The 21410-nt window shown below is 39.3% G+C and carries 19 protein-coding genes; 11 read left to right on the top strand and 8 right to left on the bottom strand.

What is annotated here, in order from left to right; genetic code table 11:
* Positions 1–409 precede the first annotated feature (409 nt).
* The 3 genes from Aru01_RS07290 (at position 410) to Aru01_RS07280 (ending at position 4672) form a co-directional block, all read left to right on the top strand.
* Entirely contained in the window at positions 410–1411 is a 1002-nt protein-coding gene (locus Aru01_RS07290) for a LysR family transcriptional regulator (protein WP_016655319.1), read from the top strand.
* 288 nt (positions 1412–1699) lie between these two features.
* Positions 1700–3037 carry a polyamine export protein PaeA gene (paeA, locus tag Aru01_RS07285; RefSeq protein WP_016655318.1) on the top strand — a complete coding sequence of 446 codons (1338 nt, stop codon included), beginning with the start codon at positions 1700–1702 and terminating at the stop codon, positions 3035–3037.
* 297 nt (positions 3038–3334) lie between these two features.
* Positions 3335–4672: a CitMHS family transporter gene (locus Aru01_RS07280; RefSeq protein WP_016655317.1), complete on the top strand. Its 1338-nt coding sequence runs from the start codon at positions 3335–3337 to the stop codon at positions 4670–4672.
* 93 nt (positions 4673–4765) lie between these two features.
* Here the strand turns inward: Aru01_RS07280 and Aru01_RS07275 are convergent, their stop codons facing one another.
* A complete protein-coding gene (locus Aru01_RS07275) occupies positions 4766–5275 on the bottom strand; it encodes a hypothetical protein (RefSeq protein ID WP_016655316.1) in 510 nt (169 codons plus the stop codon).
* Positions 5276–5407: 132 nt separating this feature from the next.
* Positions 5408–6409 carry an NAD(P)H-quinone oxidoreductase gene (locus Aru01_RS07270; protein WP_016655315.1) on the bottom strand — a complete coding sequence of 334 codons (1002 nt, stop codon included), beginning with the start codon at positions 6407–6409 and terminating at the stop codon, positions 5408–5410.
* Between the two features lie 192 nt (positions 6410–6601).
* On the opposite strand from Aru01_RS07270, the gene Aru01_RS07265 reads away from it, so the two are divergent.
* Positions 6602–6964: a thioredoxin family protein gene (locus tag Aru01_RS07265; protein WP_016655314.1), complete on the top strand. Its 363-nt coding sequence runs from the start codon at positions 6602–6604 to the stop codon at positions 6962–6964.
* 90 nt (positions 6965–7054) lie between these two features.
* On the opposite strand, the gene cysN is transcribed toward Aru01_RS07265, so the two are convergent.
* The 3 genes from cysN to Aru01_RS07250 all read right to left on the bottom strand — a co-directional run bounded on the left by cysN (position 7055) and on the right by Aru01_RS07250 (position 10755).
* Entirely contained in the window at positions 7055–8668 is a 1614-nt protein-coding gene (gene cysN, locus Aru01_RS07260; protein ID WP_016655313.1) for a sulfate adenylyltransferase subunit CysN, read from the bottom strand.
* Positions 8669–8715: 47 nt separating this feature from the next.
* Entirely contained in the window at positions 8716–9630 is a 915-nt protein-coding gene (cysD, locus tag Aru01_RS07255) for a sulfate adenylyltransferase subunit CysD (RefSeq protein WP_016655312.1), read from the bottom strand.
* A gap of 234 nt (positions 9631–9864) precedes the next feature.
* Complete coding sequence (locus Aru01_RS07250; RefSeq protein ID WP_016655311.1) at positions 9865–10755, bottom strand: LysR family transcriptional regulator; 891 nt, start codon at positions 10753–10755, stop codon at positions 9865–9867.
* Between the two features lie 122 nt (positions 10756–10877).
* Here Aru01_RS07250 and dkgB point away from each other — a divergent pair, with 122 nt between their 5' ends.
* Positions 10878–11690 (top strand): 2,5-didehydrogluconate reductase DkgB, encoded by an 813-nt coding sequence (gene dkgB, locus Aru01_RS07245; protein ID WP_016655310.1) that lies wholly within the window; start codon positions 10878–10880, stop codon positions 11688–11690.
* 14 nt (positions 11691–11704) lie between these two features.
* Positions 11705–12877 carry an MFS transporter gene (locus Aru01_RS07240; RefSeq protein ID WP_016655309.1) on the top strand — a complete coding sequence of 391 codons (1173 nt, stop codon included), beginning with the start codon at positions 11705–11707 and terminating at the stop codon, positions 12875–12877.
* Positions 12878–12963: 86 nt separating this feature from the next.
* On the opposite strand, the gene lysS is transcribed toward Aru01_RS07240, so the two are convergent.
* Positions 12964–14493, bottom strand: a complete 1530-nt coding sequence (gene lysS / locus Aru01_RS07235; RefSeq protein WP_016655308.1) for a lysine--tRNA ligase — start codon at positions 14491–14493, stop codon at positions 12964–12966.
* 136 nt (positions 14494–14629) lie between these two features.
* Between lysS and Aru01_RS07230 the strand changes: the two genes are divergently transcribed.
* From Aru01_RS07230 to oxyR, 5 genes are all read left to right on the top strand, one after another.
* The gene (locus Aru01_RS07230) at positions 14630–15340 is read left to right on the top strand and encodes an energy transducer TonB (protein WP_155757931.1); all 711 of its coding nucleotides are present in this window, start codon (positions 14630–14632) and stop codon (positions 15338–15340) included.
* Between the two features lie 268 nt (positions 15341–15608).
* Complete coding sequence (rubA, locus tag Aru01_RS07225; protein WP_016655306.1) at positions 15609–15773, top strand: rubredoxin RubA; 165 nt, start codon at positions 15609–15611, stop codon at positions 15771–15773.
* Between the two features lie 69 nt (positions 15774–15842).
* Complete coding sequence (locus tag Aru01_RS07220) at positions 15843–17015, top strand: NAD(P)/FAD-dependent oxidoreductase (protein ID WP_016655305.1); 1173 nt, start codon at positions 15843–15845, stop codon at positions 17013–17015.
* A gap of 55 nt (positions 17016–17070) precedes the next feature.
* Positions 17071–18009 (top strand): alpha/beta fold hydrolase, encoded by a 939-nt coding sequence (locus Aru01_RS07215; RefSeq protein WP_016655304.1) that lies wholly within the window; start codon positions 17071–17073, stop codon positions 18007–18009.
* Between the two features lie 11 nt (positions 18010–18020).
* Entirely contained in the window at positions 18021–18926 is a 906-nt protein-coding gene (oxyR, locus tag Aru01_RS07210; RefSeq protein WP_016655303.1) for a LysR family transcriptional regulator OxyR, read from the top strand.
* A 78-nt stretch (positions 18927–19004) separates the two neighbouring features.
* On the opposite strand, the gene Aru01_RS07205 is transcribed toward oxyR, so the two are convergent.
* A complete protein-coding gene (locus tag Aru01_RS07205; RefSeq protein WP_016655302.1) occupies positions 19005–19916 on the bottom strand; it encodes a polyprenyl synthetase family protein in 912 nt (303 codons plus the stop codon).
* A gap of 270 nt (positions 19917–20186) precedes the next feature.
* Entirely contained in the window at positions 20187–21374 is a 1188-nt protein-coding gene (gene prpF / locus Aru01_RS07200; RefSeq protein ID WP_016655301.1) for a 2-methylaconitate cis-trans isomerase PrpF, read from the bottom strand.
* Positions 21375–21410: the final 36 nt, after the last annotated feature.

Genomic DNA, 21410 nt, shown 5'->3' with positions numbered 1-21410 from the left:
CTCCATTGCTATGAACACAGCTTAGTTTGAGTGGCCTAATTAATCCAATATTCTAGCCTGATTCTCATTATTTATTTAAAAAATACATAGATCAAAGTCGTATTATAATTATGATGACTTTTATAATATATTGTTTTTTAATATTTTTATTTCAGGCATATGATATAAAAAAGTTCAAAAACCAACCATTTCACTTTAGTTTAATATTTTTATGCCTTCACGCTGACCATTTAACTTAGGACTTTGGCCTAACATAAATGAACCTTTAACTCTTTATTGATCGATCAAAAAAACATCTAAAAAATTAAGTGCATAATCATCAGTGCTTTTTATAAAGCCTTTACACAAAAGGCTTTAGTTATGGCATAATGCTGGACGATTTCAAAAGTTTATTTCCGGTATTTATTTTATGAATCTAGAGCGGGTCGATCTCAACCTCTTAATTTATCTAGACATACTTTTACGTGAAAAAAATGTAACTCGCGCAGCAGAACAGTTAGGGGTAACCCAACCTGCTATGAGTAATATTTTACGTCGCTTACGTAATCTATTTAATGACCCTCTTCTGATTCGCTCTTCTGAAGGTATGACGCCAACTGAACGTGCATTAGAGTTACAACCACGTATTCGTGATGCACTATCTGATCTGTCGATGATCTTGGAACCACGTACTGAGTTTAGACCTTATACCAGTAATCGTGTTTTTCGAATCATGACTTCCGACTACGCCGAAGCCACCTTAGTTCCTCGTTTAATTAAAGCATTACGTTCAGAAGCTCCTAATGTTGTTCTTGATTTCCTTACTCCGAGTGATGTTTCATATCGTGATATGGAACAAGGAAAAGTTGATCTTGCCATTAACCGTTTCAATGAAATCCCACAAAGCTTTCACCAAGTACTTGTTTGGCGAGATAGTTTTTCTTGCCTGCTAAATACCAAACACCCTGCTGCAAACAATCTAAATTTAAAAAGTTATTTAGATGCACAGCATATTTGGGTCTCTAAAACAGGTATGGGCGTTGGTTTTGGTGTTAATCCTGAAAAACAAGCAGGTTTAGGTTGGATTGATCAAGCATTAGATCGTATTGGACAAAAGCGTAAAATTTCTGTTTTTACTCGACACTATCAAATGCCTGCACTGCTCGCAGCGAACGTAGATTTAATCGCAACGCTTCCTTCGCGTATCGCTCGTCTACAAGCCCAAAGTCAAACGTTGAATATTAAGGATCCTCCTTTTTATATTCCAGAATTTGAACTTAAAATGGCTTGGTGCCCACTTTTACACCATCATCCTGCGCATCGTTGGTTACGTCAGTTAATTCTATATGTTGCACGACAAATTATTGAAGAGGAAAATCGCGAATATTTACTCAACAATAATAATTCACAATTGCCTAATACGTTCTTCTAATCGGCAAAATATGCTATGATGCCAGTCCTAATCAAGCTTTAAGACTGGTGTCAAAAAGGCATATGTTGTTTGAAATTATAAAAAAAAATATGTTTAGCAAGACAAATACTTTATAGTTTTATTTAAGTTATCTAAAGCTTGTTATACAAGTTCCTTGTAATTCATCATGCGCTGTTTGATAGTTGCATCGACTTAGTTTAATTTTAACTACAGCCTATTATCCTTATACAGATTTTCGGCTCAAATCATTTTACTACAGCGATTAATCCTTATAACTACAGGTGGGGCATGGATATTTTTCAAAGCATGATAATACTGATCATATTGGTATCATGCTCATTCTTTTTATCTCTATCTGAAATTGCTATCGCTGGCTCACGCAAAATAAAGTTAAGACTCCTTGCTGAGACAGATGAGCGTGCAAATAAAGTCATTTTATTACAAGAAAACTCTGCAGACTTTTTTGCTTCTACGCAAATAGGTGTCAATGCTGTTGCCATTTTAGGTGGTATTGTCGGTGAAGCATCGTTACGTCCTTATTTTTTTGAATTAGTAAATGAGTTTTATCAAGGTAAATGGGCTGAAACAATTGGTTTTAGCTTATCATTTATCACTGTAACGACTTTATTTATTTTATTTGCAGATTTAATGCCAAAACGTTTGGCCATGATATTTCCAGAGAAGCTCTCGATTATGGTGGTTAATCCCATCAATATCTTTATTAAAATCTGCAAACCTTTAGCATGGGTAATTAATATCATTGCTAACTCTATTTTTAGAGTTTTTAAAGTGACAACTAAACGTGATGATAGCCTTACTTTTGATGATATTTCAGCGACAGTAAATGCTGGTGCTCAAGCGGGTGTACTTCAAAAGCAAGAACATCACTTTATTGAAAACGTATTTGAACTTGAAGAACGTAATGTCCCTTCGAGTATGACAACACGTGAAAATGTTGTGTATTTTACTTTAAATGAATCTGAAGAAAGTATTCGCTCTAAACTCGCTGAGTTTCCATTTTCAAAGTTTTTAGTCTGTAATGAAAACATCGATCATGTCATTGGTTATGTAGATGCCAAAGATATTTTGGTGAGAATTTTAAATAATCAAAAACTAAACCAACTCAATGAATCTACAATACGAAATGTACTTACGATTCCAGATACATTAACCTTATCCGAATCTCTAGACCGTTTTCGCTCAAGTAAAGAAAAGTTTGCTGTTGTCATCAATGAATATGCGCTCGTCGTGGGCGTAATTACCTTATCTGACATTATGAGTACTGTCATGGGGGATTGGGGTACACCAATTGAAGATGAGCAACAAATTATTCAACGAGACCCTGACTCCTGGTTAATTGAAGGCAGTACACCAATTGAAGATCTAATGCATGCATTGGCTATTGATAGTATGCCTGACAATGAGAATTATGAAACGCTGGCTGGTTTTATGATGTACCAACTGCGTAAAATTCCACGTCCTGCTGACGTTGTCATCTATGGTGACTATAAATTTGAGGTTGTTGATGTAGACAACTATAAAATCGATCAACTCTTGGTGACTCGCTTACTTAAACAAGCCAATCCACTGACAACTGAAGATGCGAAGGAAAATACCAAAGACTGATTCATTTCTTCACTACAGATTCTTTTGTATTTATAAGGCAGTTAATTGACTGCCTTTTATTTGCCTAAAATAATTAAACACCTCTCTAACTCATTATTTTTTAAGTACCATTTACCATAAAAATGCAAAACACCTTAACATTAAAAATAGATTGTTTAATATTTCTTAAACAATCATTAAAATAATGAATGGTTATGGAGATATCAGTTCAATTTAAATGGGCTGGCTGGTCCAAGATAGGATCAGTACTCTCACCAAAAGAAAATCTCATTAAAAAATAGATCAAAGGACTGCATTATGCTTGCACTTGTAGGGATCTCAATGATCCTCTGCTTTATGTATTTAATTATGTCGAAGCGCTTAAATGCATTGGTTGCATTAATACTCATCCCTGTAATTTTCACTGTCTTGGCTTATTGTCTAGGATTTTACTTCGATAGCTTAAGTCATATCGAAATTACAGCTCTGGGTGAAATGATGTTAGATGGCATCAAAAAACTCGCTCCCACAGGCATTATGCTTTTATTTGCAATTTTATATTTTGCTATCATGATCGATACAGGCTTATTTGATCCCTCAGTAAAATGGATTTTAAAAAAAGTCAAAGGAGATCCACTTAGAGTAACACTAGGTACAGTTTTTTTAACGCTTATAGTTTCTCTTGATGGAGATGGCTCGACCACATATATGATCTGTGTTGCAGCAATGCTCCCCCTTTATCGCCGCTTAGGCATGAGCCCGTTAATTATGGCCGGTCTAATGATGATTGCCAGCGGGATTATGAATCTAACGCCATGGGGTGGGCCTACAGCTCGTGCAGCAAGTGCTTTAAAAGTCGACCCAAGCGCCGTTTTTGTTCCAATGATCATTCCTATGCTTATTTCAATTGCATGGTTATTTTTCGTGGCTTATATGTATGGCCGTTTTGAACGTAAACGTTTAGGAATTATTGAACTGGACATTAGCCATGCTGATAATATTCAGATTTCAAAAGACCCCAGTGCAAATCGAGCAAAATTACGCTGGTTTAATGGACTACTCACATTTGCATTAATGGTTAGTTTAATTTGGGGAATACTGCCTTTACCTATTTTATTTATGCTGGCACTTTGTATTGCACTGGTCGTAAATTATCAAGATTTAGACCTGCAAAAGCGTTTAATTGCCAATCATTCTGCTAGTGCGTTGGCTGTAGTCGGTATTATCTTTGCAGCAGGTGTCTTTACAGGCATATTATCAGGTACGGGTATGGTTGCTGCGATGTCCAAAGAGCTCATCGATATTATTCCAACGAGTATGGGACCTTATCTAGCCCCTATAACAGCCATACTCAGTATGCCCCTCACCTTCTTTATGTCTAATGATGCTTTTTATTATGGTGTCTTACCTATTTTATCTGAAGCAGCCTCTCAATATGGCATTAGTCCAGTAGAAATGGCTCGTGCATCTATTGTGGGTCAACCTGTACACTTACTTTCACCTCTGGTACCTTCAACATATTTACTGTGTGGCCTTGCAGCAATTGAATTTGCTGACCATCAAAAGTTTACCCTTAAATGGGCAGGCCTTACCTGCTTGGTTATGTTGACATCAGCACTCATATTTGGAGTATTTCCTTTTTATTCTGTGCTGTAAATTAGATTTTACTGAAAAGCAAAGGCCATAGATTTACTATGGCCTTTGTATATCAAGAAATATAACAACTATACGATCAAGTATTAATTTACATTAGCCGTAAATTTCAATCAGACGATCTAAGGTAGCCTGATAGTGTATATGAATGTCATCATTTAATAATTTATAGGCGTTATCCAATTGCACCATTGGCCAGCCTTCTTTCCAGAAAGGAAAAATATTATGTAAGTCATAAGTCACGACTGAATCCTCTAGGGTAATTGCTTGAGCAATCTGTGCCAGTACTTGTGCGGTTTCTGCCCCATCAATAGCCAAATAATCAATACCTTTGGCACGCATAATACGAATACGATCTTTTTTATAACGAATTTTTTTAGCTTGGCTGCTATTTAAATGCAGTGCTAAAACAACAGCTTCAATAAACTTCGTTTCAAAGCTTTGATACAAAGATAATAATGCTTGCTTATGTGCCTCTTGACGACCTGCTTTGCCTCCCTGACGAATAAGCTCTTCTGCTTCGCTATTGAGTACATCATCTTTCATTGCTTGTAGGACATCTAAAATTTCAATATCACTTAAAGATGAGGGAGTTTGATCTTGCATGATCGACCTAATTGAGAATAAAAAAGCAATTGTCGCATAAAATTCATTGAAATACTGCGATTAACCACATCAATTAATCCGCCGAAGCGATGAGCTGTACTACAACAGTAATACAGCCTCATCAACTTAAGCTTAGTTCTCAGCAGCAATCACTTCGACCACGATTTTACCGACATGATCACCCTGATCCATTGCGATATGTGCCTGTTGAATCTCATTGAACTTAAAGGTCTTAAAAATCATTGGCAAGCACTTAGCTTGTTGCCATAGTGGCAAGACATGCTCAACAAGTCCTTGATTAATTTCAGCTTTTTCAGAAGTGTTACGTGCACGCATCGTTGAACCAGTGATGGTTAATCTTTTCATCATGATCTGGCCCAGTTTAACTTCTTTGGCCTTTGCCCCACCTAAAAATGCGATATAAACCAAACGTCCATCACGACGTAATAAGTTTAAGTTACGTTCTAAATAAGGTGCTCCAACGATATCTAAAATTACATCCACACCCGCATCTTCGGTTTGCTCACGAATTACCGCTTCAAAATCCGCTGTTTTATAGTTAATTGCATGCGTAAGATGTTCAATTGCTGCAACTTTCTCATCAGAACCAACAGTTGCAAAACTTTTTATACCCAGTGCCTGACACAACATTAATGCTGTTGTACCAATCCCACTACTTCCACCATGAACCAATACAGTCTCTCCTGCTTTGGCACGGCCCATTTGAAATACATTGGCCCAAACCGTAAAGAAAGTTTCAGGAATTGCAGCGGCTTGAACGTAACTTACTCCCTCAGGAATAGGTAAAACTTGTGTCGCTGGAACAACACAATATTCAGCATAGCCACCGCCATTGGTCAAACCACATACACTGTCACCCACTTTAAATTGGTTAACTTCTGCACCTACCGCAACCACTTCCCCAGCAACTTCTAAACCAGGTACTGGCGTTACCCCTTTAGGCATTGGATAAAGCCCTTGGCGCTGTAATATATCTGGACGGTTCAAACCAAAGGCATGTACTTTAACTAAAACTTCATTGGCAGCGGGAGTTGGAATCTGAGTTGTTTCAATCGCTAATTTTTCTGGTCCACCCGCTTCAGTAATAATGACTTGTTGCATTTGGTTTGACATAAGATTTCCCTAAATAATGTTTAATGATCATTTCAACATAAAGCGAGTTCAGAGAGAAGTAAAACACTTCGTGTATTCGCTTTTATTGAATTTATACACTTTAACTTTTATATCCTTTGCTGGACATTTAAGACAAAGCTTAACTTTAGCTTATACTCACTTTAGCCCTGATTTAGATATACCATTAAACTTATGAACACCGTTACTGAATACAATGAAAATAATTTTCAAGACTTTGAACATCATAGCGGATTAGCAGTCATTCGCTTCTATGCCCACTGGTGCACACCTTGTGTACAAAGTAAACCAACCTTTATACGATTGGCGCAGCAGAGTTCAAACAACATTAAGTTCGGTCAAGTTAATATTGATCAATCACCGATATTAACTCAACGTTATCAAATCTATGGTCTACCCAGTATCTTATTTTTTGATCATGGACAGATTGTAAAGCGCATGACAGGCCTCCTGACTTTACAACAATATATACAGACCCTTGAACAACTCGAACTTCGCTCTGAGGTTGATTCAAACTTAAACGATCATCAAGCATAAATAGCAAAAGGCCAATACAAAAATTGCATTGGCCTCTTTTCAAGTTGCATCAACAATGATGAGTCATCATTGACTACGCATTTTGATCAATTAAAGCTGTGTCAGTTGTACAAGCTCGATAATAACTTCATCTAGATTCTCGGCTTCAATTGTTTGATCCGCTACCGCTCCTGAATTTGTCAGTACCAATACACCAGTTTCACGCAGTAAAGCCTGTTGCTCTACAGTTAAATCTGCACGAACAATTGAAACAATACCTTGTTGTAATAACGCACTTTCCAATAACTCAGCCTGTGCAATTACACTATTTGCTACAGCAACTAAAGCCGGTTTTTGTCCCAAACGAGCAGCACGATCTGTAGCGGTGACAACTTTATGTTGTGCTTGCCAATCCTCACTATCTTCAACCATACCCGCAGCAATCGTGACATTACTGAGTCGGTCAATAAAGATAAATGAGCCTGTTGCTCGACTATCGAGATATCGATCAAATACAACGGCTTTATCAAACTCAACAACAACTTCGGCAATCGCATTGAGCTCTAATTGCTCAACCTTGGTATGTTCAAGTGTGTTTACATCTATGCGATAGTTAATCTCAACCACTTTTGCAGGTACAGTTTGTGTACCTAACTTAATGTTATATAGCTTACCAATCGCTAGCGGTTGTTCATTCATCCACACTAAAGTTGCACGTGCACGGCGCGAAATGAGTGGCTGCTCACCCACTTTAACCAGCATATTGCCACGTGAAATATCAATCTCATCATTCAGTGTCAATGTCACAGCTTGACCCGCAAAAGCACGGGGTAAATTACCATCAAAGGTTACAATTTCTTTTACACTTGAACGTTTGCCTGAAGGTAATGCAACAATCTCATCTCCTACAGCAACTTCACCTAAAGCAATTGTGCCTGCAAAACCACGGAAATCTAAATTTGGACGATTGACATACTGTACAGGGAAACGGAACTCATGCTTATTGGCTTGGCGACGTACATCTACTGTTTCTAAAATTTGCATCAAAGTCGGTCCTGTATACCACTTTGAACGTTCAGAAGCATTAACGACGTTATCGCCATTTAAGGCTGAGATTGGCACAAATTGAATGTTGTCTGGTTTACGCTCAGCCAATTGCTCTACAAATTGATGATATTGTGCTTGGATTTCATTAAAGCGATCTTGTGAAAAATCAACTAAATCCATTTTATTGATTGCAACAATAATATTTTGAATACCCAAAAGACTGGCAATAAAACTATGACGACGTGTCTGAGTTTGTACGCCATATCGTGCATCGATTAAGATAATTGCTAAATCTGCGGTTGATGCACCAGTCGCCATATTGCGCGTATATTGTTCATGCCCTGGAGTATCTGCAATGATAAATTTACGTTTATCGGTCGAAAAATAACGATAAGCAACATCAATCGTAATGCCTTGCTCGCGTTCTGCTTGTAAGCCATCAACCAATAATGCGAGATCAGGAGCATCTCCTGTCGTCCCTACTTTTTTGCTGTCTTGTGTAACGGCTTGAAGCTGATCTTCATAAATTAATTTTGAATCATACAACAAACGGCCAATCAGTGTACTTTTACCATCGTCGACATTACCGCAAGTAAGAAAGCGCAATAAGTCTTTTTGTTCATGCTGTTTTAAATAAGTCAAAATATCTTGACCGATCAATTCTGATTGATGAGACATTGCTCAAACTCCAAAAATACTGAAATAGAAAATGAAAGCTGCGTGGTTTAGAAATAACCTTCCTGTTTTTTCTTTTCCATCGAGCCTGCTTCATCGTGATCAATCATGCGACCTTGTCGCTCTGAACTGGTCGCTAACAACATTTCTTGAATAATTTCAGGTAAATTTGCAGCTTCGGACTGTACAGCACCAGTCAATGGATAACAGCCCAATGTACGAAAACGCACTGATTTCATCTCAGGTACTTCATTTGGTTTTAAACGCATACGTTCATCGTCAACCATGATTAAAGTGCCATTACGTTCAACCACTGGACGAGGTGCAGCAAAATAAAGTGGAACAATCGGGATCTGCTCTAAATAAATGTACTGCCAGATATCTAACTCAGTCCAGTTTGAGAGTGGGAAAACACGAATACTCTCACCTTGATTTACTTTGCCGTTATAAATATTCCATAGTTCTGGACGCTGGTTTTTAGGGTCCCAACGATGTTTAGCATCACGGAACGAATATACACGTTCTTTAGCACGTGATTTTTCTTCGTCACGGCGAGCACCACCAAATGCAGCATCAAAACCATACTGATCCAAAGCCTGTTTTAAGCCTTGAGTTTTCATAATATCGGTATATTTAGAGCTACCATGATCGAAAGGGTTAATCCCTGCATCACGGCCTTCTTTGTTTTGATGAACAATAAGATCAAAACCATGTGTTTGTGCCATGTGATCACGAAATGCGATCATTTCTTTAAATTTCCATCCTGTATCGACATGTAATAATGGAAATGGCAACTTCGCTGGGTAAAATGCTTTCAATGCCAGATGAAGCATGACCGCAGAATCTTTACCAATCGAATACAACATCACTGGGTTTTCGAATTCTGCAGCAACTTCGCGAATAATATGAATACTCTCAGCTTCTAGCTGTTTTAAGTGAGTAAATCTTTCCTGATCAATAGACATCGGCAGCACCAAACAATACGCTCTAAGCAACGTAGATAATAAAAATTTGTTTTCATTATAGAGAGTTAGTCTTAGTGGCAATTGCTTGTTTTAAGATATAAATATTACTTTTCGTCATATGATCATTTTGTCGATTTCAAATGTGCACATATAAACCTGTTCAATCTATGATAAACAACTGTAGTTCAGTGCTTGCTTTATGTCACGACACCTATAGATATAACTTATTGTTAATTATATAAAATTACCAATTCTTTCCGATAAAAACTCAATAAATAAACGTACCCGTTTTGGGACATGTTCTTGCTGATAATACACAATATGAATCTTTTGCTCGTTCATTTCTAATTGCTCTTCAAATAAAGCAACCATTCGATTTTGTTGTATATCTTGCTCAACTAAGAAGGCAGATAAACAGGCGATCCCCAATCCTTGCAATACCAATTGGCGTACAGTCTCTCCACTAGATGCTTTGATTTTGGCCTGACTTTGTAAACGCTCACCTGCTATATACAACGGCCATTCATTTAATTTAGGGACTTTGCTAAATCCAATTTGTGTATGTTTTAAAATCTCTGCTGGACTTTGTGGATAGCCATACTGCTGTAGATATGCAGGACTCGCAACGATATATAAACGACTGGTACAGAGTAATTTGGCATGTAAACTTGAGTCATTCAGCTCACCAAATCGAATCGCCACATCTGTTTTATGTTCTAACAGATCAATAACTTGATCATGACTATTTAGCTCAATCTCAATATGAGGATAAAGTGCGGTAAACTCGATCAGCAAGGGTGCAATAACATGCAATACAAAGGGTGTTGCTGAGTCAACTCGAATCAAGCCCGCTGTATCCCGATCAGACTTGAGTAATGCATCCTCAGCTTCATTGAGATCATGTACAATCTTACGTGAGCGTTGTAAAAACAATTGCCCTTCTTGGGTCAGTTTAATTTTTCGAGTCGTGCGCTCTAATAAGGTCACATTTAACTTACTTTCTAAACGTTGCAAAGAGCGACTCACCCCTGAGGTGGTTAATCCTAATTGCTCAGCTGCTGCGACAATTGATCCACTATCAACAATACTTATAAACGCGACTAATTCATCTAGACTTGATTTCATTACAGGCTCTTTCATCAGCTATTGTTGACTTAAAATCAATAATATTTTGCTTATCCTCCTATTTTTTAGCAAGATAAATCACTAGAAAATAGCACTAATTTCAAATTATAGAGTAAATCAACATGTCTCGTATTGTTCCTCAATTTGGTTTAGGTACCTTTCGCCTTTCAGACCAGATCCTTATTGATTCAATCAAAACAGCCTTAGACTTAGGCTATCGTGCGATTGATACCGCACAAATCTATGGCAATGAAGCAGAAGTCGGTCAAGCAATCACTGAAAGTCAGGTCAATCGCAATGATATCTTTTTAACCACCAAAATTTGGACTACACACTACACTGCTGATCAACTAATTCCCAGCTTAAAACAGAGCCTACAAAAATTACGCACAGATGCAGTGGATTTAACTTTAATTCACTGGCCAGCACCTCAGCTTGGTATCAGCGTTGAAGAAATGATGAAAAACTTATTAGAAGCTAAACAATTAGGTTTAACGCGCCATATTGGGATTTCAAACTTTAATATTGATTTAACCCAACAGGCAATTGATGCGATTGGGCGTGAACACATTGCCACCAATCAAATCGAACTTAGCCCTTATTTACAAAATCAAAAACTGGTTGATTTTTTAAATCAGCAAAATATTGATGTAACCTCTTATATGACCTTAGCCTATGGCAAAGTGTTACATGATCCCGTACTACAGCAAATTGCACAGCAACACCAAGCCAATAGTGCACAAATTGCCTTGGCTTGGGCACTACAGCTCGGCTATAGCGTAATTCCCTCCTCAACTCAAGCAGCCCATTTATTGCAGAATTTACAAGCGCAGCAAATTCAACTAAGTGCAGAGGAAATGCAGCTTATAGCAGCACTAGAGCGCCAAGGTCGTGAGGTTGACCCTGCGGAACTTGCACCAGTTTGGGATAAATAAGGTCAACTACCTGAATGAACAAAATCAATTTACCATTACTCGCATTGGCAGTAGGTGCTTTTGCTATCGGAACAACTGAGTTTTCTCCAATGGGTTTTCTCCCAGAAATTGCTGAGAGCTTAAATATATCTATTGCTACTGCAGGTATGCTAATCAGTGCTTATGCACTGGGAGTGATGTTAGCTGCACCGTTTATGACCCTTTTGTTTGGACATTTGCCACGACGAAAAACACTGGTCATACTCATGGCAATATTTACCATTGGTAACTTACTTGCTGCAATAGCCCCTAGTTATTGGGGACTGATGGGCGCGCGTATTATCACGAGCCTCAATCATGGAGCATTCTTTGGGATTGGCTCTGTCGTTGCAACCAGTGTCGTACCGAAAGAACAACAAACCAGTGCTGTGGCTGCGATGTTTATGGGCCTGACTCTGGCTAACATTGGTGGTGTACCGCTTGCGACATGGGTCGGTCAAAATATCGGTTGGCGTACATCCTTCATGGCAATTGTATTACTTGGTGTAATAACCATGTCTGCGCTCTACAAGGCTATTCCAGCAGATTTAGTTGGCCAACGTCCAGATGTTAAAGCTGAGCTTAAAGTACTGATCCGGCCAGCAGTGCTAACGGCCCTGCTGACAACAGTCTTTAGTGCAGGTGCGATGTTCAGCCTTTATACGTATATTGCGCCTAGCCTACAAAATCTCACCCATGCCACGCCAATGTTTATTACATCGATGCTGATCATTATCGGTATTGGTTTTTCAGTGGGAAATCATTTAGGTGGAAAGCTTGCTGATCGATCTTTATATAAGACTCTCATCGGTTTTCTCATCTTGTTAATCGTGGTGATGCTAGTCTTCCCAATCCTTGCTACAACTACTGTCGGCGCGAGTATCGCTCTATTTGTTTGGGGAGTTGCCGCTTTCGCAATTGTTCCTCCTATCCAAATATGTGTTATGTCTGTTGCTCATGAAGCACCTGGACTTGCTGCATCAGTCAACATCGGTGCATTTAATCTTGGGAATGCATTGGGAGCAGCCGCTGGGAGTGCCGTTTTAAGTGTTGGAATGGGCTATGCTGAAATTTCAATCGTTGGTGCTATTCTCGCAGCCTTTGGATTAGTCTTAGTTTACTATCAGGCGAAAACTACGCAGCGTTCAAATGCTGTATTTGAAAGCTAAAATGCCCCTATTCAGTATTATTGGTTAAATGTAAAAAAAAGCTGCTCAATTGAGCAGCTTTTTTGTGTAAATTTTATAGGTGTTAATTAAACATCTTTACGGCGCATATGCGGGAATAAGATCACGTCACGGATACTTGCTGCATCAGCAAATAACATCACTAAACGGTCAATACCAATACCCTGACCCGCAGCTGGTGGTAAACCATACTCAAGCGCTTCAATGAAGTCTGCATCGTAATGCATTGCTTCATCATCTCCTGCGTCTTTTTCAGCAACTTGTGCTTGGAAACGTTCTGCTTGATCAATTGGATCATTTAACTCAGAGAAGCCATTTGCAAGTTCACGACCACCAATAAAGAACTCGAAACGGTCAGTAATATGTGGATTATGATCGTTACGACGTGCAAGAGGTGATGTTTCTGCAGGGTATTCAGTAATAAATGTTGGTTGACGTAGCTCAGTTTCAACTGTTTCTTCAAACACGATTGTTTGTAGCTTACCTAAACCAAAACCAGGCTTAACTTCTTGCTTGAGTTCTTCTTTGGCAAACTTAGCTAAAAACTCACGATCCGCTACATTTTCTGCTGTTAAACTTGGGTTATGTTCCAAGATCGCATCAAACATCGAAATTTTCTTAAATGGACCTTTGAAACTAAATACTTCACCTTGGTATGGCACATCAGTACTTCCCAAGATATCAACAGCCAGTTTCTCTAGCATATTCTCTGTTAAAGCCATCAGATCTTTATAATCTGCATAAGCTTGGTAGAATTCAATCATGGTGAATTCTGGATTGTGACGAGTAGAAACACCTTCGTTACGGAAGTTACGGTTAATCTCAAACACACGCTCAAAACCACCAACCACTAAACGCTTCAAATACAGCTCAGGCGCAATACGTAAATAAAGTGGCATGTCCAAAGCATTGTGATGTGTTTCAAATGGACGCGCAGAAGCACCACCTGGAATCACATGCATCATTGGAGTTTCAACTTCCATGAAGCGTTCTTTGGTCAAAAATTCACGAATACCAGAAACCACTTTGGCACGGATTTCAAAAGTTTTACGTGACTCTTCGTTTACGATTAAGTCTAAATAACGTTTGCGATATTTAACTTCAGTATCGTTAAGACCATGAAACTTATCTGGTAATGGACGTAAAGATTTAGTTAATAACTCAAAATCTTCAATATGTACGTAAAGATCACCTTTACCTGAACGTCCGATATAACCTTGAACCGCGATAATATCACCAAGGTCTAAACCTTTAATTGTCGCCAACACCTCTGGGTCCAATGCTTTACGGTCAACATAAAGTTGAATACGACCCGTCATATCTTGGATCACGATAAATGAACCACGGTTGAGCATCACACGACCAGCAACTGCAACATGAACATGCTCAGCAGCTTCAATTTGTGCTTTATCTTGATCAGCGAATTGATCTTGTAGATCTTGCGCATAATCTTTACGTTTAAACGTGTTTGGCCAAGGGCTTACACCCTTCTCGGCAGCACTATCTTGGATCTGTTTAAGCTTGGCATGACGCTGTGCGATTAAATCGTTTTCGGAAATAGTGGGTTCAGAAGTCGATTGAACGTTTTGTTGCGTCATGTCTGCCTCGATAAGATAAAAAAAGTAAGTTGCGTAGCATAGCAGGTTTACTTGATAATGCGTACAACTTTAGCGTTTTTATCACCACAACCACATGATTAAAATCAGAAAATTCTATATTGAAAGTACTAAAAAAATGCTTCTTACTGGCGTTACAAGTTTATTTATCAGCCATACTTATGCGCAAAGCGTACCCACCACAGCACAATTGTTCAAAATATATAGCCCAGCTGAATCTACAAATATCAAAACTGAAGGTTATATTTGGAAGTTTATACTTCATGCTCATCCTGATTCAAAAACAGTCAGTGCAAAATTACTCAATCCCCATCCAGAACTTATACAGCTTAACCAGCGTGCCTTAGAAATGGCTAAGGCAACGGATTTCATAACATTACAATCAACATATAACTCGAAAAAGATGCATGAAGAAGACCCCAAAAAAATACGTGAATTAACTGATCAAGATGCGTTTAGTTTGGAGATTAAATTTGTTGATGGCCCAGCCTATACCCGAGCACCTCGATTTACCCGCAGTCAAATCTACATTCATCAGATTTGTAAATTTGAAGCTGAAGCGCAACAGTCACAACAAATAAAACTTGAACCATCAAACCAATTTACCCTGCAAATACTCTTGCAAGTTTCACAATCTGGTCAACCTCAGCAATACAAAATACTTACCCCGATTTCAGATACAGCATTTTTAAAGGCTTTTGATTACGATCTAAAATCTGCACGCTTCTATCCTTACAATCACAATGGACAACCCACAAGTTTCACGGTTAAACAGCCATTTACATTTAAATGCCCTGAGATTGCTAAATATGAAAATAATTTCAAATAATCTTTAAAATACTTATGAATTCAAAGTGTTTAAACTATGTTTGCTGTTAAGTTATTGCAATAATTAGCCCAACAAACACACATTTTGACCTATTCAGCCATTCAGATTTTAATGTCAGCGGGTAAACTCCAGTTTTTCTTTACATTTGTATAAGAACTGCGTAACAATTTCATTGCGTATGTACATCAACACGTCATAGCAATATCATGCGGTAAAAGGTATATATCCGACGAGGAATAATGATCCTCTTTAGGTTTTGGAGAAATAGATGAAAAAGTATCAGTGCATCGTTTGTGGATGGATCTATGATGAAGCTGAAGGTTGGCCTGCAGACGGTATTACAGCCGGAACAAAATGGGAAGATATCCCAGATGACTGGACTTGCCCAGACTGTGGTGTTTCTAAAGTAGATTTTGAAATGATCGAAATCTGATCCTCTCTAAGACCATGATTTCATGGTCTTTTTTTATGTACATTTCGCTTAATCATCTTGGAGAACAGCATGCATCCAATCATCATTATTGGTTCTGGTATGGCGGGTTACACCCTAGCTCGTGAATTTCGTAAACTTAATCCAGATCAAGAACTCATCATGATCAGTGCTGATGATGCAGCGAACTATGCAAAACCGACCTTGTCGAATGCACTAGCAGCTAACAAACACCCCGATCAAATTGCATTGGCTGATGCTGAAAAAATGCAACAACAACTAAATATGCAAATCAAAACGCATAGCGTAGTCACAGCGGTTGATGCCGAAGCACATCAGATCCAGATTGAAACCAATGACCAAAGTGAACGTCTTCATTATTCAAAATTGATTCTGGCACTCGGTGCGAGTCCAATTCGGTTGGCACTTTCTGGTGTTAGCCAAGATGAAGTTCCTGCGGTGAACTCACTGGTTGATTACCGAGTGTTTCGTCAGCGAATTGAGCAAAGTCAAAATAAAAATATCGTGATTTTAGGTGCTGGTTTAATCGGCTGTGAATTTGCCAATGATCTACAACATACCGGCCATCAAGTGACTGTTATTGACCTCGCTGCACATGCTTTAGGTCGCTTAATGCCAAGTCATGTGGCACAGGCATTTCAAGAAAAATTAGAGCAAGCAGGTATCCGTTTCCACTTTGAAACGACTGTAAACCAAATTGATAAACAAGATCATGGCTATAAAGTGAGTCTCTCAAATGGCCAAAATATTGAAGCTGACCTAGTCCTCTCAGCTATTGGCTTAAAACCCAATACTCAATTGGCTGAAAATGCACAGATCCATTGTAATCGAGGTATCGTGACCAATCCTATGCTAGAAACCAGTCAAGCTGATATCTATGCCTTAGGTGACTGTGTAGAAGTCGCTGATTTGGTTCTTCCTTATGTAATGCCACTGATGCAACAAGCACGTGCCTTGGCAAAAACCCTCAACAACCAAGCCACAGCAATTCACTATCCAGCAATGCCTGTAGCCGTCAAAACACCTGCTGCACCCTTAACGGTGTTACCTGCTCCACTCAATGTTGAACTCGACTGGCAAACAGAACAATTTGACGACGGTATGCTCTCTAAAGCCACCGATACTCATGGTACACTGAGGGCCTTTGTATTATTAGGTGCGACTGCGGCAAAACAACGTTTAGCGTTAACCAAGTTAGTGCCTGATCTTGTACCTGCACTCTAACTGTCAATTCCAAGGCATGTTCTAACTCAACATGCCTAACTGAAGGACTCATACCATGAACAGTGCTTTACGTTTTGATGTGTCACCTTATGCTTCTTTTATGCAAGAAACAAAAATTGACTTAGGTAACGGAATACAATTGCATGTTGAAATGGGTGGTAAGGAAGATGATCCCGCCATTCTTCTGATTATGGGATTGGGTGCTCAGTTATTATTTTGGCCAGATTTTTTTTGTAAGTTATTAATTGATCGTGGTTTTCGTGTTATTCGATTTGATAATCGTGATATCGGACTCTCTACAAAAATATCACCCACTCACAAACCACGCATTCGTTTACAACAAATGGGCCGCTTTGCACTTGGTCTGAAAAACCAAGGAGCGCCTTATAATTTATATGACATGGCCAATGATGTTGCGTTATTGATCGATCAACTTGGTTTAAAACAGCCACACTTGATCGGTGCCTCAATGGGGGGAATGATTGCTCAAATCGTTGCAGCGCAATATCCTGATAAGGTAGGAAAGCTCGCAATATTATTCAGTAGCAACAACCAAAGTATGTTACCTCCCCCATTTCCTAAACAATTAAGTTGTTTATTGGCCAAACCCAAATCTCGTGATGCAAATACTATTATTAATCACTCATTGAAGGTTTTTCAGGCAATTGGGTCGCCTGGATATATTAATCAAATTGATACATTACAAACTTCGCGTAAGCTTTACCAACGAAGTTATTATCCAACGGGTATACTTCAACAGTTTTTAGCAATATTATGTACTGGTTCTTTATTACATTTGAACAAAAAAATCAGTACTGCCACATTGGTGGTACACGGCTCTCGCGACCGCTTACTGCCACCGAGCCACGGTAAAGCGATTGCTAAAGCAATTTCGGGTGCTAAGTTTGAGTTAATTGAGGGAATGGGACATGACCTCCCACCGCATTTTATCCCTAAACTTAGCAGTTTATTTGCGGATCACTTTCAATCTTAGACTAGGATATTATGGCTGCATTACCCTCTCTTAGACAGCTGTCATACTTGGTGACATTGTCTGAAACCTTACATTTCACACAAGCTGCACGTCGATCATTTGTAACTCAATCGACTTTATCTGGCGGCATTATGGAATTAGAACGTTTGCTTGGTGGTGTCCTGGTTGAGCGCGACCGTCAAAATGTGCGTTTAACGCCATTAGGCGAGCAAGTTGTCGCACGAGCCCGAGTCCTTCTTGCTGATGCTCAAGATTTAATGCGTCTAAGTCGTGAAATGAGCGAACCATTAACGGGTGATTTACATCTGGGTATTATTCCAACGATTGCCCCATTTGTTTTATCGCGCTTACTCGAAGAAGTACATGCACAGCTGCCTAAAATTAAATTGCATCTGCACGAAGCTCAAAGTGAAAAAATCATTGAACGCTTGGAGCATGGCCACTTAGATATGGTGTTCTTAGCACTGCCTTTTGATACGCGTGGCTTAAAAGTTGCAGAGGTTGCTAAAGAAAATCTGTATTTAGTCTGCAACGTCGATGACAGCGAATCAGCAGATGCCAAAAGCTTAAATGATCTTAACTTAGCGCATCTGATGTTGCTTGAAGAAGGACATTGTTTACGTGATCACGCACTAAGTGCCTGCCCAATAGACGAACGTAAAAGTGAGCATCATTTAAAAGCCAGTTCTTTACCCACTCTGGTCGAGATGGTCAATGCAAATCTTGGCTTTACCTTGATGCCTCAAATTGCAACACACGCGAGTATGCTTAAAAATAACGAGCATATTTTAATTAAATCGATTAATGATGCACCTTCACGATCATTGGCCTTGATCACACGTAAAAGTACGCCATTGCATAATGAGTTTGAAGTGTTACTAGAAATCCTACAAAAAATATGTAAAGAAATCTGCTAATTCCAGCTTTCTATACACAGTAAAAAGCCTCAGTAAATAAATTTGCTGAGGCTTTTTACCGTGTAAGCTTAGATCTATTTAGCTTTTACGCGACAACAAGAATTGTGCAATTGCACTCAACTCTGCTGCATCATCGCCCCAAAAACTTAAAGTCTGCATCGCTTGCTGATGCAGTTGCTGTAAATAATCTTGTGCTTGTGCAAGTCCAAGTAATGCCGGATAGGTCGACTTTTCTACTTGCTCATCTTTACCAGCAGTTTTACCCAGCATCTCGGTATTTGCCGTCACATCTAAAATGTCATCTTGTACTTGGAACGCAAGACCGATGGACTGACCAAACTGACGTAAACGAGGTAAAGCCTCATCTGTACCAGAGTAAATGGTTACAGCCGCCATCATAATCGCTGCTTGAATCAAAGCACCTGTTTTATTACGGTGAATTTCCTCAAGATGTGCCTGATCTACTCGTTTTGACTCAGCTTGTAAATCTAACACCTGACCACAGACCATTTTAGAACTTGCTGTCGCTAAAATTTGCATTTGTTTTAATACAATTGATGCATCCACAGTTTGCGCAGTATCAAATAATCGGCTACCCAAAACTTCAAATGCCATCGACTGTAAAATATCACCTGCCAACAAAGCACTATCTTCGCCATAAGCAACATGACAGGTGGGTTGTCCACGACGTAATTGATCATCATCCATGCATGGCAGATCATCATGAACCAATGAATAACAGTGAATCAATTCAACGGCAACGGCTGCACGGCGCACCGCTGCATAATTTGGATTATTCTTAATCAAATGAGAGGTTGCATAACTCAGTGCAGGGCGCACACGCTTTCCACCCAACATCACGGCGTGGTACACCGCAGATTTTAATGGTTCAGGAATTGAAAATGCGGCAAGCGTCGTTTGTAAGTCCGCTTGAATCTGTTGCTGTGCCTGATCAAGCACTTCTACATTAAGCTTTAGAGGGGTCGTCACATTGGCCTCGAATTTTTACTATGCCGAGCATTGAATTGAAGCTCAATCCTCGCACGGTCAAGGAGATTTTCAAGTTAAATCACAGTGATCATGACAATTCATGACTGCAGCGAGTGTATACCAAAAGCAAATGAATTATCGAGTAATTTAGTGCAAGTATATTGAAATGCTTGATTTTAATTCTTGTTTGTAAGACAGAAAAAAGCTGATCTATTAGACCAGCTTCAATGATAAAAGAAAAATGATCGCTATTTAAATTCAATCTATAAATTAAAAACTATCCGCAGGAATACGTACCCAACCTTCCATCAGCACACGCGCACTACGACTCATAATGGCTTTTTTCACCTGCCATTGGCCTGCTTCAACTATTGCCTCAGCACCTACACGCAGTGTTCCAGAAGGATGGCCAAATCGTACAGCTTGTTTTTCACCACCCCCAGCAGCAAGATTGACCAAAGTCCCAGGTATGGCAGCCGCAGCACCAATAGCTACAGCTGCAGTTCCCATCATGGCATGATGCAATTTACCCATTGATAACGCTCGGACCAAGACGTCGATGTCTTGTTGCTCAATCGCCTTACCACTTGAGGCAGTATAGCTTTTTGGCTTTGCAACAAAAGCCACTTTCGGTGTATGTTGGCGTTTTTCTGCTTCTGCTACATCTTGAATCAAGCCCATTTTCAATGCCCCATAGGCACGAATCTTTTCAAAGCGAGCTAAAGCCGCTGAGTCAGCATTGATATCATCTTGTAATTCAGTACCGCTATAGCCCAGATCTTCTGCTTGAATAAAAATAGTGGGGATACCCGCATTAATCAGTGTCGCCTGAAAAGCACCAACTTCAGGAACTTCTAGTGTGTCCACTAAGTTACCTGTCGGGAACATTGCGCCACCATCTTCACCATCATCAGATGGATCTAAGAACTCAATTTGTACTTCTGCAGCGGGGAAAGTTACGCCATCTAACTCAAAGTCACCTGTTTCTTGAACTTGACCATTGGTGATTGGTACATGTGCAATAATGGTTTTACCAATATTGACCTGCCAAATACGTACAGTGCATATCCCATTTTCAGGAATACGCTCGGCTGCAACCAAACCTTGGCTAATCGCAAAAGAACCAACAGCAGCAGTTAAGTTGCCACAGTTACCACTCCAATCAACAAAGGCTTTATCTATTGAAACCTGACCAAACAAGTAATCAACATCATGATCAGTTTTGGTGCTTTTACTCAATAACACGGTTTTACTGGTACTTGAGGTTGCCCCGCCCATGCCATCAATTTGCTTACCATAAGGATCAGGACTACCAATTACACGCAATAATACCTGATCACGTGCTGCACCTGCTTGTTGTGCGGCTAAGGGTAAATCCTCGACCTTAAAGAAAACCCCTTTACTTGTGCCTCCACGCATATATGTGGCAGGTATTTTTATTTGCGCTGCATAACTCATGATCTTACATTCCTTTATATTGTTGTGCTGTATATA

It is taken from the genome of Acinetobacter rudis (genome assembly GCF_000829675.1).
In the GTDB taxonomy this organism is placed as follows: Bacteria; Pseudomonadota; Gammaproteobacteria; order Pseudomonadales; family Moraxellaceae; genus Acinetobacter; species Acinetobacter rudis.
The sequence above is the reverse complement of the archived record's forward strand: the minus strand, read 5'-3'. Positions and strand labels throughout refer to the sequence as shown.

Excerpts from the sequence above, each read along its gene's own strand:
- Aru01_RS07280 (WP_016655317.1), top strand. The coding sequence starts at position 3,335 with ATGCTTGCACTTGTAGGGATCTCAATGATCCTCTGCTTTATGTATTTA.
- Aru01_RS07220 (WP_016655305.1), top strand. The coding sequence starts at position 15,843 with ATGCATCCAATCATCATTATTGGTTCTGGTATGGCGGGTTACACCCTA.
- prpF (WP_016655301.1), bottom strand. The coding sequence starts at position 21,374 with ATGAGTTATGCAGCGCAAATAAAAATACCTGCCACATATATGCGTGGA.
- oxyR (WP_016655303.1), top strand. The coding sequence starts at position 18,021 with ATGGCTGCATTACCCTCTCTTAGACAGCTGTCATACTTGGTGACATTG.
- paeA (WP_016655318.1), top strand. The coding sequence starts at position 1,700 with ATGGATATTTTTCAAAGCATGATAATACTGATCATATTGGTATCATGC.
- Aru01_RS07230 (WP_155757931.1), top strand. The coding sequence starts at position 14,630 with ATGCTTCTTACTGGCGTTACAAGTTTATTTATCAGCCATACTTATGCG.
- cysD (WP_016655312.1), bottom strand. The coding sequence starts at position 9,630 with ATGTCTATTGATCAGGAAAGATTTACTCACTTAAAACAGCTAGAAGCT.
- rubA (WP_016655306.1), top strand. The coding sequence starts at position 15,609 with ATGAAAAAGTATCAGTGCATCGTTTGTGGATGGATCTATGATGAAGCT.
- Aru01_RS07250 (WP_016655311.1), bottom strand. The coding sequence starts at position 10,755 with ATGAAATCAAGTCTAGATGAATTAGTCGCGTTTATAAGTATTGTTGAT.
- cysN (WP_016655313.1), bottom strand. The coding sequence starts at position 8,668 with ATGTCTCATCAATCAGAATTGATCGGTCAAGATATTTTGACTTATTTA.
- Aru01_RS07275 (WP_016655316.1), bottom strand. The coding sequence starts at position 5,275 with ATGCAAGATCAAACTCCCTCATCTTTAAGTGATATTGAAATTTTAGAT.
- Aru01_RS07290 (WP_016655319.1), top strand. The coding sequence starts at position 410 with ATGAATCTAGAGCGGGTCGATCTCAACCTCTTAATTTATCTAGACATA.
- lysS (WP_016655308.1), bottom strand. The coding sequence starts at position 14,493 with ATGACGCAACAAAACGTTCAATCGACTTCTGAACCCACTATTTCCGAA.
- Aru01_RS07265 (WP_016655314.1), top strand. The coding sequence starts at position 6,602 with ATGAACACCGTTACTGAATACAATGAAAATAATTTTCAAGACTTTGAA.
- Aru01_RS07270 (WP_016655315.1), bottom strand. The coding sequence starts at position 6,409 with ATGTCAAACCAAATGCAACAAGTCATTATTACTGAAGCGGGTGGACCA.
- dkgB (WP_016655310.1), top strand. The coding sequence starts at position 10,878 with ATGTCTCGTATTGTTCCTCAATTTGGTTTAGGTACCTTTCGCCTTTCA.
- Aru01_RS07240 (WP_016655309.1), top strand. The coding sequence starts at position 11,705 with ATGAACAAAATCAATTTACCATTACTCGCATTGGCAGTAGGTGCTTTT.
- Aru01_RS07215 (WP_016655304.1), top strand. The coding sequence starts at position 17,071 with ATGAACAGTGCTTTACGTTTTGATGTGTCACCTTATGCTTCTTTTATG.